The sequence below is a fragment of the Polynucleobacter sp. JS-Polo-80-F4 genome (genome assembly GCF_018881965.1).
Lineage (GTDB): Bacteria > Pseudomonadota > Gammaproteobacteria > Burkholderiales > Burkholderiaceae > Polynucleobacter.
Window position 1 is genome coordinate 1552669 of sequence record NZ_JACVPI010000001.1, and the last position, 12625, is coordinate 1565293.

The window sequence follows — 12625 nt, forward strand, 5'->3', positions numbered from 1 at the left end:
GGTTAGGTGAGCCCGCCATGACGTAGCAAAGCATCAATACTGGGCTCTCTGCCTCTAAAGGCTTTAAAGGATTCAGCAGCAGGGCGGCTGCCACCAACCTCTAAAATCTCTTCGCGATAACGAGTGCCTGTTTTTTCATCCAAGACGCTACCAGTGATTTTTGCCGCCTCTTCAAAGGCAGAGTAGACATCGGCAGATAGCACTTCGGCCCACTTATAACTGTAGTAACCAGCTGCATATCCACCAGCAAAGATATGGCTAAAAGTATTAATCCAGCGTGAGATCTTAGGTTGCGGAATAACGTTGAACTGATCAGCGATTGATCTAGATAGTTCCAGCACCGCTTGGCCTTGGGCATTCTTTGCATCAAAGCTCGCGTGCAGACGCCAATCCGTTAATGACATCACAATCTGACGCAGAGTCATATAGCCATTCTGGAAGTTCTTGGCTGCCAGGATCTTGTCAAACAATTCTCGAGGGAGTGGTTTGCCTGTCTCAGCATGCGCTGTCATCTTTTCTAAAACCTCCCATTCCCAGCAGAAGTTTTCCATAAACTGACTTGGTAACTCTACGGCATCCCACTCAACACCATTGATGCCGGATACACCTAAGGCACTAACTTGAGTCAAGAGGTGATGCAAACCATGACCACTCTCATGGAAGAGGGTAATCACATCATCATGAGTAATGGTGGGCTGGCGTAAAACACCGTCTACTTTAACTGGCGGTGCAAAGTTGCATACTAAGTACGCTACAGGGACCTGAATCTCGCCATTAGGCAGTACTCTACGACCACGGGCATCATCCATCCAGGCCCCACCACGCTTACCTGGACGTGCGTACGGGTCTAGGTAAAAATAAGCGACGATATTACCCCTGGCATTTTTCACTGAGAAGGATTGCACATCTGCATGCCATGTAGGCAAGTCAGCAGCTTCAATCTTCACGCCAAATAATGTCTGAATGACTTGGAAGAGTCCATCCAATACTTTAGGTAGTGGAAAATATTGCTTGAGCTCATTCTCAGAAAAAGAATAACGCTCTTGCTTCAATCTTTCTGACGCAAAGGCAACATCCCATGGTTCCAATCCATCGGTAATGGAGAGTTCAGTCTTGGCAAACTCAGAGAGCTCTTGCCAATCTTTTAATGCAAAGGGTTTTGCCTTCTGCGCAAAGTTAGTCAAGAAAGAATCTACTTCTTCAACGCTACTAGCCATCTTCGGCGCCAAACTTAGGGCTGCATAATTTTTGAAGCCAAGCATGCGTGCTTCTTCATCACGTAGTCTTAACTGCTCCAACATATTGTGAGTATTGTCCCAATCCAATTTGCCCTTGGCAAACTGGGGAGCCAGCTCTGAAGCCCGAGTTACATAGGCTTCATACAGGAGGCGACGTAGCGCGCGGTTCTCCGAGTACTGCATGACGGGGTAGTAGGAGGGGAAGTGCAGCGTAAAAGCCCAGCCCTGCAGATTCTTCTGCTGGGCAGTGTCGGCGGCAGCGGCAATCGCATCCTCAGGCAGGCCTATTAATTCAGATTTATCGGCGATCAGATGAACAAAACCATCAGTAGCATCTAATACATGATCCGAAAAGGCTTTGCCTAATGTTGCTTGCTCATCCTGAATTTGGGAAAAGCGAGGCTTATCAGCATCACTAAGCTCTGCGCCACCCAAACGAAAATCTCGCAGGGAGTTTTCAATTACCTTCTTCTGCGCTGAACTCAGCTTTGAAAAGTCAGGGGCCTTGCTCAATTCTTTAAACTTTTTGTAGAGCTCTAAATTTTGTCCAAGGCTTGAGAAGAAGGCTGTGACCTTAGGCAACATCTCACCATAGGCAGCACGCAACCCTGGTGTATCCGCAACACTATTGAGGTGAGAGATCACGCCCCAAGATCTGCCTAAAGATTCTGTAGCATCTTCCAGGGGTTCGGCTAAGTCATCCCAGGTAGATGGAGTGCTTGGATTAACAGCTAGATCAACCGCATCTTGCGCATGCTTGAGGAGGTATTCAATAGCAGGCGCAATATGCTCAGGCTTGACTTCTGAATACGCGGCAATACCACGCCCAAAAGTGGTTAGGGGGTTGTTTTGTAGTTCGGCGGGGAGGCTATTTGTGAGGGATGTAGTCATCCCTCTAGCTTAATGGACTGGGAGCAATTTTGCCAAAAGTCCCAGTAAATCCTTAGCGCCAAGTCGGTTAGTGCTTGGCGGCCTTTTCAGCAGCTTCCAGGGTGTTCATGAGCAGCATAGTGATGGTCATTGGACCAACACCGCCAGGAACAGGGGTAATCCAGCCAGCTACATATTTGGCCGCATCAAAATCGACGTCGCCACACAATTTGCCATCCGGCAGGCGGTTGATACCAACGTCAATGACAACGGCACCATTCTTCACCATATCACCGGAAATCATTTTAGGTTTGCCTGTTGCGACCACCAAAATATCGGCGTCTTTTGTATGGTGGGCTAAGTCACGTGTCTTGCTGTTGCAAATAGTGACAGTTGCACCAGCTTGCAGCAGCAGCATTGCCATAGGCTTGCCTACGATATTAGAGGCGCCAACAATTACCGCACGAGCGCCACGAATGGGGTATTCAATACTTTCCAGAATCTTCATGCATCCATAGGGAGTACAGGGTTTGAACTCTGGTTGGCCAACCATCAAGGCGCCAGCATTGGCAACGTGAAAGCCATCCACATCTTTTTCCGGGGCAATCGCCTCAAGAACACGCTCAGATGCAATATGTTCTGGTAAAGGGAGTTGTACCAAGATCCCGTGTATCGCAGGATCCGCGTTGAGGGTGGCAATACGAGCGAGTAATTCTTCTTCACCTAATTCAGCAGAGTAGCGCTCTAAAACAGAATGAAAGCCAACATCTTCACAGGCTTTTACTTTGTTACGCACATATACCGCGCTGGCAGGATTATCGCCAACCACAATCACTGCTAAACCAGGTCTTGTGCCTTTGGCGGTAACAATAGCGCCGCGTGCAGCAATCTCTGTGCGTAGTTTTTTAGAAAGGGCGTTTCCGTCTAATAATTGAGCTGGCATTGAGAACCCCAGTAATTAATTAGGCTGAGGATCAGATAAAGCCAAGCGGAGCAGGTCTGCAACCGTATTGACGTTGAGCTTTTCCATGATGTTGGCACGGTGTGCCTCAACAGTCTTAATAGAAATGCCAAGATCATCAGCAATTTGTTTATTTAAGCGACCAGCAACAATGCGCTCTAGAACTTGACGCTCACGTCCAGTCAACTTGCTGAGCAAGCTCTGGGTAATCTTGCGCTGACTAGCTTGTGAATAATCAATTCGTGCTTTAGCAAGCATACGGTCTACCAAACCACACAGATCATTTTCTTTGAAAGGTTTTTCAATGAAATCTACTGCACCACGTTTCATGGTGGAGACTGCCATGGAGACATCACCATGACCAGTAATGAAAGCAACTGGCATTGGTAAGTTTTCGCTCGTGAGGCGCTCTTGTAATTCGAGGCCAGACATACCAGGCATGCGCACATCCAAAATGGCGCAAGAGATAGTGGACTTATCAGTGCTTTGCAAAGACTGCAAGAAGCGTTCTGCGCTTGCATGGCAGCGGACAACGTAACCATTGCTTTCTAAGAGCCAAGTAAGCGAGTCTCTGACTGCTTCATCATCATCAACTACATAGACCACTTCAGCTTGGTTTGGTTTTGCAGCAGTGCTTAAGTTCATATCAGTTCTCGTGAGGTAAATCCGTTAAACATTGGCCTTGGGTTGCGTCGATTCCAGGGGTAGAAGTATTGTAAAGGTGCAGCCCGCCAGCTTAGTCTGTTCTGAGTCTTGGACGTTGGTAGCCCATAGCCTGCCATGGTGGGATTCAATAATAGAGCGGCAAATATTGAGTCCCATGCCCATTCCATCCGATTTTGTGCTGAAAAACGGCTCAAACATGCGTTCCAGTACGTTTTCAGAGATGCCGCCCCCGGTATCGGAGACTTGGATTCGGAGCATGGCCGGGAAAATGCTGGTGTCTAAATCTGCACTAATCCGCACTGGCGGAGCCGACCAACGGGAGGAGAGGGGGTATGCCTCACGAACGCTATCTAGTGCATTTTTGAGTAGATTGACTACAACCTGCAGGATCAGGACTGGGTCGAGATTGACTACCGGTAGATTTTCAGTAATTTCAGAGGCAATGGTTAAGCGATGGCGATGAGCTTCAATTTCCACCAAGCCAACGGCATCATTAATGATTTCGGCAATATTGGATTCTTTACGTTGAGGCTCGCTACGTTTTACAAAACCGCGAATACGTTGAATGATGGTGCCCGCTCGATGCGCCTGTTCAGAAGCCTTCTCGAGAGCGGGCAAGATTTCTTTATTCAATGCAGGCTCTAAGTTGCCCTCTAAACGTTTCGCAACACCCATGCAGTAGTTGGAAATGGCTGAAAGAGGTTGGTTTAATTCGTGAGCTAAAGAGGATGCCATTTCACCCATCGTAGTGAGACGGCTAGTGAACTGCATACGCTCCTGTTGTTGTAATGCCAAATCATCTGCTTCTTTGCGAGCGGTAATGTCGGTGGCAATTAATAATTGCGCAAGATGTCCGTCAACCCATGGGATAAAGCGACGTCTCACTTCAAACCATTGATTGCTATCGTCGTTGAGCTGAACTTCTTCCGATTCGGAATCTTGGTATAAGAATGATGTTGGAATTCCAGGTGGAGAGTCCTCTAGATCCTCGGCAATATCTCGCATCGTTGTGTTAGTTGAATCACTGCCGGCTAGCTGGTAATGACCTTTGGAGTCATCCCCAAAGCGCTCTCGATAAAAACGATTGGCAAATAGTAGGGCGTTAGTCTCCAATGAGACTACGGACACAGCTGCATCTAGACTTTCTAAAACAGTGGTGAAGCGTTCTTGAGAGGCAGCCAATTCTTCACGAATCTTTTTAGGCTCCGAAATATCAATCAGAGAGGTCACCCAACCAGTCTGCTTGTCCTTTTCATTAATCAGGGGAGCAATAAAAGTACGCGTCTGAATTAAGGTGCCGTCTCGCTTTAAGATCGCACCCTCAATGCCAACCCTCATCATGAGATTAATCTCTGATTTCATCGCCCGATTCATCTTCTCGACGAGCTCATCTCTTCTGCTATCAGGCCAAAATGGAAATGGCGGAGTAAGTCCTATTAGCTCTTCCGCGGTCCAGCCCGTCATTTCACAAAATGCTCGATTCACATAAGTGATGCGCTTTTGCATATCGTGCGCACGAATACCCACTGGAGTGGAGTTCTCCATGGCATTACGAAATCTTGTTTCTGCACGAAGACTCGCTTCGGCCTCTTGACGCACTTGCATCTGTTTGAGAACTGACCACAGACTCCAAACCACGAAGGCACTCAATCCGAGCACAACCCCAATCAACATCCTGAAGGTCAGATTGGTTGGCGGAGGGTAGGTATCAATACGTAAAGTGAGGTTGGGGCTTAAGACTCCAATATCCAAGCTTGTTTGATTGCTAAACGCTCTTTTCGGAGTGTTCTTGTCAGAAGAGATGCCCAATACTCTCTCATCATCAGTGAGTAGGGTGAAGCGGTAATTCGATTTCAGCTCTCCCGGAATGACATCTAATATGCCTTGCGTGGTGTAGAGGGCTGCTAAGAATCCAACTATTTCTCCGCCAACAATATTAGGAACTACTTGCCATAAAACGATTCTTCTCTCTGCAGAGATTAGTTCATAACCCGGGAGGTTTAAAGAGACAAATTGACTGAAAGCTGCCCGACTGGTGACGCGGCTCAGCTCGATTGTTGACGCAAGGCTGGAATTAATCAGTTGATCGTTTTGGGTTTTGCTAATCCAGTCGGATTTACCGCTTTCAACTGGAACAACCCATTCACGCTGTTGATTATTGTTTAACCAAATGATTTTGATAATTTCATGATTATTGACAACGAGATCTTCTGCTTGCTCTCGAGCAATTTGCCTTAACTTAACCCGATCTTCACTAGCTGCAACTTCTCGATTGATAGTGGTCAATGCATCAAGATTGCTAGCAAAGCGAGTTTGAATTCGTTGTTTGGCAAAAGAGAGCTCTCTAAATAGAGCGGCCTCTTGCTGGGTCTTTTCCTGCAAATGCAGTGTGCCCAAAATAATGCCCATTACTGCCGTAAACAGAACAATCGCAAGTAATGGTGTGTAAACAATCCTAAATCCGCGTATTTTGCGGAGCCATCTGATGGGACTGAGGATTAGTCCGGAAAAGGCCGTTTTTTTCATGAATGTGATGATTTTGCCTTATTTACCCACTCTGAACTGCAATCTTGCCTATTGAAGAGTCTCTTATTTGCAGCGCAATAAAATACCACATTATGAGAAATATTATCATTATGTGGAAAATTGCTTGTTTACACCCATATACCTTCCTAGAATATTGCCTATAGAGTTAATGACAAATTAAGCACTATTTAATGGAGACAAAAGATGGCAGCAGTTCCAGACCAAATATTAGGTAAACAGAACCCGCAGGATGCTGATCCGGGGGAGACTCAGGAATGGTTGCAAGCGCTCGACGGCGTCATTCGCAACGAGGGCCCTGAAAGAGCTGCCTATCTTATTGACCAACAAATTTCTCATGCACGTGTCAACGGAGTAGTGCAGCCTTTCCATGCTGAGACTCCTTACATCAACACCATTCCCGTTGAAAACCAAGCGCGTTTACCTGGTGATCAAAACGTAGAGCACCGCATTCGTTCCTACACTCGTTGGAATGCTATGGCGATGGTTCTGCGTGCAAACAAAGATACGAACGTTGGCGGACATATCTCTTCTTTTCAGTCGGCAGCTACTTTGTATGACGTGGGCTTTAATCATTTCTGGCATGCACCATCTCCTGAGCATGGCGGAGATTTAATATTTGTTCAGGGTCACTCAGCGCCAGGTGTGTATGCACGTGCATATATGTTGGGTCGCCTCGAAGAAGGTCAACTCAATAACTTCCGCCAAGAAGTAGGCGGTAAAGGCATCTCTAGTTATCCACATCCTTGGTTGATGCCAGACTTCTGGCAGTTCCCAACAGTGTCGATGGGCCTAGGCCCCATCATGGCGATTTATCAAGCTCGCTTTATGAAGTACCTCACTGATCGTGGCTTTATTCAGGAACAGGGTCGCAAGGTCTGGGCTTTCTTGGGTGACGGCGAAACCGACGAACCAGAATCATTGGGTGCGATTGGCATGGCCGGCCGTGAAAAACTCGATAACCTGATTTTCGTTATTAACTGCAACTTGCAACGCTTAGACGGACCGGTGCGCGGTAACGGCAGCATCATTCAGGAACTCGAGAGCGAGTTCCGCGGTGCAGGTTGGAACGTGATCAAGGTAGTGTGGGGCGGTCAGTGGGATGCTCTTTTTGCGCGCGACAAGAAGGGTATCTTGATGCAACGCCTGGGCGAGATCGTCGATGGCCAGTATCAGACTATGAAATCCAAGAACGGCAGCTACGTTCGCGAGACAGTATTTAACACTCCGGAATTAAAAGCTTTAGTAAGCGACTGGAGCGATGATGAGATTTGGCAGCTCAATCGCGGTGGTCATGACCCCCATAAAGTTTATGCAGCGTTCCACGCAGCGGTAAATCACAAGAAGCAACCTACGGTGATCCTAGCCCACACCATTAAAGGTTATGGCATGGGTGGCTCAGGTGAGGCGATGAATATTGCTCACCAAGCAAAGAAGATGAATGACGACGACGTACGTCGTTTCCGTGATCGCTTTGAGATTCCGGTAAAAGATGAGCAATTAGATGAAATGCCTTTGGTGAAGTTTGCTGAAGGTAGCCCCGAATTAGAGTATATGAAGGCGCGTCGCCAAGAGTTGGGTGGTTACTTGCCGCAGCGTCGCACTAAAGCCGAGAGCTTGCCGGTGCCTTCACTAGAAACTTTTGCTGCATTGCTTGAGGCAACTAGCGAGGGTCGTGAGATCTCCACAACCATGGCATTCGTGCGCATGCTCAATACGGTAGTACGCGATAAAGTCTTAGGTAAGCGCGTGGTTCCGATTGTTCCAGATGAGTCCCGTACCTTTGGTATGGAAGGCATGTTCCGTCAACTCGGCATTTGGAATCAATTAGGTCAGCTCTACACCCCAGAAGATCACGATCAATTGATGTTCTATAAAGAGGACAAGACTGGCCAAATTCTGCAAGAGGGTATTAACGAAGCGGGTGGTATGTGCGACTGGATCGCTGCTGCAACTTCATACTCTACGCATGGCGTACCGATGTTGCCTTTCTATATCTTCTACTCAATGTTTGGTTTCCAGCGAATTGGCGACTTAGCTTGGGCTGCAGGAGACATGCGTAGCCGTGGTTTCTTGCTAGGCGGTACAGCCGGTAGAACGACCTTAAACGGTGAAGGCTTGCAGCACGAAGATGGCCATAGTCATTTGTGGAGTGGCGCAATACCAAACTGCATCAGCTATGACCCAACCTTCTCATTTGAATTGGCAGTAGTGATTCAGGATGGTATGCGTCGCATGCTGGAAGTGCAGGAAGATGTTTATTACTACGTTACCTTAATGAATGAAAACTATTCACATCCGGCAATGCCTAAGGGTGCAGAGAAAGACATCATCAAGGGCATGTATAAGCTCAAGTCAGTTGGTGATGACAAGGCGAAGCTGCGTGTACAGCTCTTAGGTTCCGGAACTATCTTCCGTGAAGTGATTGAGGCAGCAGAAATTCTCCACAAAGACTGGGGCATTGCTTCTGACTTGTGGGGCTGCCCAAGCTTTACTGAGCTTGGACGCGATTGGACTGCGGTACACCGTAGCAATCTATTAAATCCAACTACTGCTCCAACTTTGTCTCATGTTGAAAAGTGCTTGAAAGATACTTCAGGCCCAATCGTTGCCGCTACTGACTATGTCCGCTTGTTTGCTGAGCAGATTCGTCCAGCGATTCAGCATATGGGTCGTCGCTATGAAGTCTTGGGCACTGATGGCTTTGGTCGTTCCGATACTCGTGAAAAACTTCGTGACTTCTTTGAAGTAGATCGCCGTTGGGTAGTTCTGACTGCATTGAGATCTTTGGTTGACTCTGGTCAGCTTGATCGTTCTAAGTTGGCTGAAGCGATTAAGAAGTACGACATCGATACTACTAAACCAAACCCAATGACGGTTTGATAAGAGACAAATACTATGAGTCAAATAATTGAAATCAAGGTCCCGGATATCGGCGACTATAAAGATGTGCCAGTCATTGAAGTATTGGTGAAGGTTGGTGACAAAGTTGAGAAAGAGCAATCCATTGTTGTGCTGGAGTCTGATAAAGCCACCATGGACGTTCCTTCATCCCACTCTGGCATTGTGAAAGAAGTCAAAGTCAAGATAGGCGACAACCTTTCTGAAGGATCTTTAGTAATCACTTTGGAAGAGGGTGCTGCAACTACAGCTGCAGCCCCAACTCCAACTGTAGTCAGTGCACCAGCACCTGCAAGCGCTGGCGGGGCTCCAATTGAAATCAAAGTCCCGGATATCGGTGATTACAAAGATGTGCCTGTAATCGAAGTTCTGGTTAAAGCTGGTGACAAAGTTGAGAAAGAGCAATCCATTGTTGTGCTGGAGTCTGATAAAGCCACCATGGACGTTCCTTCATCCCACTCTGGCATTGTGAAGGAAGTCAAAGTCAAGATAGGCGACAACCTTTCTGAAGGATCAGTAGTTGTGATCTTGGAAGGCGGAGCTTCAGGCTCTGCATCCGTATCAGCGGCACCAGCAGCCATGGCAGCACCGGCAGCTCGAGCAGCTAAGGCTGTTGAACCGCCAATCGCGCGCGCACCAGCACCCCCTCCTATCAGCAATACACCTCCACCAGTAGATGCTGCAGCTAGTCATGCAAGCCCATCCGTGCGTAAGTTTGCGCGTGAACTTGGTGTCACTATTAACCAGGTAAAGGGATCTGGCCCTAAAGGTCGCATCACCCAGGAAGATGTCCAGGCATTTGTGAAGGCCGCCATGAGTGGTGGCGCAGCTAGCCCTGCAGCCGCTTCAACTGGCGGTAGTTTAGGTGGCTTGAATTTAATTCCTTGGCCGAAAGTCGATTTCACAAAGTTTGGTGAGATTGAGCGTCAGCCGCTCAACCGGATTAAGAAACTCACTGCTGCTAATTTGGGGCGCAACTGGGTAATGATCCCAGCTGTGACTTATCACGAAGATGCTGATATCACCGACTTAGAGGCTTTCCGTGTTCTCACCAATAAAGAGAATGAGAAGAAGGGCGTCAAGATCACCATGCTCGCTTTCTTAATGAAAGCTGCAGTAGCTGCATTGAAAAAGTATCCAGAGTTCAATAGCTCTTTGGATGGAGATGATCTGATTTTGAAGAAATACTTCAATATTGGTTTTGCAGCAGATACTCCAACCGGATTGGTTGTGCCAGTTATTAAAGATGCTGATAAGAAAGGCATCTTTGAGTTGGCTAAAGAAACTTCTGATTTGGCGGCACTCGCTCGTGATGGCAAATTAAAGCCAGACCAGATGCAAGGTGCTAGCTTTACGATCTCCTCTCTAGGCGGTATCGGTGGTACGTATTTCTCACCTATCGTCAATGCTCCAGAGGTAGCCATTATGGGAGTGAGTAAGGCGGCTATGAAACCAGTTTGGGATGGCAAGCAATTTGCGCCACGCCTCATTTGCCCATTGTCTTTATCAGCGGATCATCGCGTGATTGATGGTGCCTTAGCTACGCGTTTTAACGTGTACATTGCTCAGCTCTTGGCCGACTTCCGTCGCGCTAGTCTGTAAGGGGGATCTATGGCAAAGCAAATGATCCTTGTTCCGGATATTGGGGACTATGCAGATGTGCCAGTGATTGAGGTGCTGGTTAAAGTGGGTGATGTGATTGAAAAAGAGCAGCCACTATTAGTTCTTGAGTCTGATAAAGCGACTATGGAAGTGCCGGCTGATGCTGCAGGCACTGTTACTAGCATCGCAGTTAAGCTAGGCGACAAAGTAAGCAAGGGTTCTGTGATTGCGGAGATTGAAGCTAGTGGTGCTGCACCTGCAGCTAAACCAGCTACGGCATCCACTCCGGCGCCAGCAACACCTTCACCAGCGATAGCACCCGCACCAGTAGCGGGGCAGTACAACGGCAAAGTAGATCATGAGTGCGAAGTATTGGTACTTGGCGCCGGCCCTGGTGGATATAGTGCAGCATTTCGAAGTGCTGACTTGGGTATGAATACCGTCTTAGTAGAGCGCTATCCAACACTGGGTGGTGTTTGCTTAAACGTGGGCTGCATCCCTTCAAAAGCATTGCTGCATACAACTTCAGTCATGGATGAAGTTAAAACCATGGCTAAGCATGGCATTACTTTTGGCGCACCCAAGATTGAGATTGATCAATTGCGTGGTTACAAAGAATCTGTGATTGCTAAATTGACTGGCGGTCTTGCTGGTATGGCAAAAGCTCGTAAAGTAAAAGTAGTACGCGGCCTAGGCAAATTTTTAGATGCAAACCATGTCGAAGTAGAGTTAACCGATGGCACTGGCCAGGATCTCACTGGCAAAAAAGAAGTAGTGCGCTTTCAGAAAGCCATCATTGCCGCTGGTAGTCAGCCTGTGAAGTTGCCTTTCTTGCCAGAGGACCCACGGATTGTGGATAGTACCGGCGCCTTATTACTCAAGAGTATTCCTAAGCGTATGCTCGTCATTGGTGGCGGCATTATTGGTTTAGAGATGGCAACTGTTTACAGCACGCTTGGTTCACGCATTGATATTGCCGAGATGATGGATGGTCTCATGGCTGGTGCTGACCGTGATTTAGAAAAAGTCTGGGAGAAATTTAATGCCGGACGTTTTGAAAAAATCATGCTCAAGACTCGTGCAGCCAAAGCAGAAGTAAAGCCCGATGGCATTCAGGTGAGCTTTGAAGGCGATAACGCACCGGCAGAACCGAAAACCTATGACTTAGTATTGGTTGCAGTAGGGCGCACTCCGAATGGCAAGAAGATTGATGCTGGTAAAGCGGGTGTTCAAGTAGATGAACGTGGCTTTATTTCTGTCGATAAACAAATGCGCACCAATGTCCCCAATATTTTTGCAATTGGTGACTTGGTTGGGCAGCCAATGTTGGCACATAAGGCGGTGCATGAAGGCCACGTTGCTGCAGAAGTTGCCGCTGGTGAAAAATCTTACTTTGATGCCAAACAAATTCCATCTGTTGCCTATACCGATCCTGAAGTAGCTTGGGCTGGTTTGACAGAAGAGCAGTGCAAGGCTCAAGGTATTGCGTATGAGAAGGGCTTGTTCCCTTGGGCTGCCAGTGGCCGTGCGATTGCCAATGGGCGCGATGAAGGTTTCACAAAACTCATTTTTGATGCCACAACTCATCGCATTATTGGTGGCGGCATTGTGGGTACGCACGCTGGTGATTTAATTGGTGAAGTGTGCTTGGCAATCGAGATGGGTGCTGATGCAGTAGATATCGGTAAAACGATTCATCCGCATCCAACGCTAGGTGAATCAGTTGGATTAGCCGCTGAAGCAGCGCACGGTCATTGCACCGACTTGCCGCCAGTGAAGAAGAGGTCTTAAGCAGCTTCAGGTGCACTAAAGAAAAAGCCCCGAGAGATCGGGGCTTTTTGCA

Annotated in this window: 7 protein-coding genes; 3 read left to right on the forward strand and 4 right to left on the reverse strand. The window is 47.7% G+C overall.

What is annotated here, in order from left to right; translation table 11 throughout:
* Window positions 1-2 precede the first annotated feature (2 nt).
* The 4 genes from ICN20_RS07975 to ICN20_RS07990 form a co-directional block, all read right to left on the reverse strand.
* On the reverse strand, window positions 3-2129 hold the full coding sequence (locus tag ICN20_RS07975) for a M3 family metallopeptidase (protein WP_216239375.1): 2127 nt from the start codon (window positions 2127-2129) through the stop codon (window positions 3-5).
* A 67-nt stretch (window positions 2130-2196) separates the two neighbouring features.
* Complete coding sequence (gene folD, locus ICN20_RS07980; RefSeq protein WP_216239378.1) at window positions 2197-3051, reverse strand: bifunctional methylenetetrahydrofolate dehydrogenase/methenyltetrahydrofolate cyclohydrolase FolD; 855 nt, start codon at window positions 3049-3051, stop codon at window positions 2197-2199.
* Between the two features lie 15 nt (window positions 3052-3066).
* The gene (locus ICN20_RS07985; protein WP_216239380.1) at window positions 3067-3714 is read right to left on the reverse strand and encodes a response regulator transcription factor; all 648 of its coding nucleotides are present in this window, start codon (window positions 3712-3714) and stop codon (window positions 3067-3069) included.
* A gap of 24 nt (window positions 3715-3738) precedes the next feature.
* A complete protein-coding gene (locus ICN20_RS07990; RefSeq protein ID WP_216239381.1) occupies window positions 3739-6261 on the reverse strand; it encodes a PAS domain-containing sensor histidine kinase in 2523 nt (840 codons plus the stop codon).
* A 204-nt stretch (window positions 6262-6465) separates the two neighbouring features.
* Here ICN20_RS07990 and aceE point away from each other — a divergent pair, with 204 nt between their 5' ends.
* From aceE to lpdA, 3 genes are read left to right on the forward strand one after another with little or no spacing between them, the layout of a single operon-like run.
* The gene (gene aceE / locus ICN20_RS07995) at window positions 6466-9162 is read left to right on the forward strand and encodes a pyruvate dehydrogenase (acetyl-transferring), homodimeric type (RefSeq protein ID WP_216239383.1); all 2697 of its coding nucleotides are present in this window, start codon (window positions 6466-6468) and stop codon (window positions 9160-9162) included.
* A gap of 15 nt (window positions 9163-9177) precedes the next feature.
* Complete coding sequence (gene aceF, locus ICN20_RS08000; protein ID WP_216239384.1) at window positions 9178-10782, forward strand: dihydrolipoyllysine-residue acetyltransferase; 1605 nt, start codon at window positions 9178-9180, stop codon at window positions 10780-10782.
* Window positions 10783-10791: 9 nt separating this feature from the next.
* The gene (gene lpdA, locus ICN20_RS08005) at window positions 10792-12573 is read left to right on the forward strand and encodes a dihydrolipoyl dehydrogenase (protein ID WP_216239386.1); all 1782 of its coding nucleotides are present in this window, start codon (window positions 10792-10794) and stop codon (window positions 12571-12573) included.
* Window positions 12574-12625 lie beyond the last annotated feature (52 nt).

Excerpts from the sequence above, each read along its gene's own strand:
- ICN20_RS07975 (WP_216239375.1), bottom strand. The coding sequence starts at position 2,129 with ATGACTACATCCCTCACAAATAGCCTCCCCGCCGAACTACAAAACAAC.
- folD (WP_216239378.1), bottom strand. The coding sequence starts at position 3,051 with ATGCCAGCTCAATTATTAGACGGAAACGCCCTTTCTAAAAAACTACGC.
- ICN20_RS07985 (WP_216239380.1), bottom strand. The coding sequence starts at position 3,714 with ATGAACTTAAGCACTGCTGCAAAACCAAACCAAGCTGAAGTGGTCTAT.
- ICN20_RS07990 (WP_216239381.1), bottom strand. The coding sequence starts at position 6,261 with ATGAAAAAAACGGCCTTTTCCGGACTAATCCTCAGTCCCATCAGATGG.
- aceE (WP_216239383.1), top strand. The coding sequence starts at position 6,466 with ATGGCAGCAGTTCCAGACCAAATATTAGGTAAACAGAACCCGCAGGAT.
- aceF (WP_216239384.1), top strand. The coding sequence starts at position 9,178 with ATGAGTCAAATAATTGAAATCAAGGTCCCGGATATCGGCGACTATAAA.
- lpdA (WP_216239386.1), top strand. The coding sequence starts at position 10,792 with ATGGCAAAGCAAATGATCCTTGTTCCGGATATTGGGGACTATGCAGAT.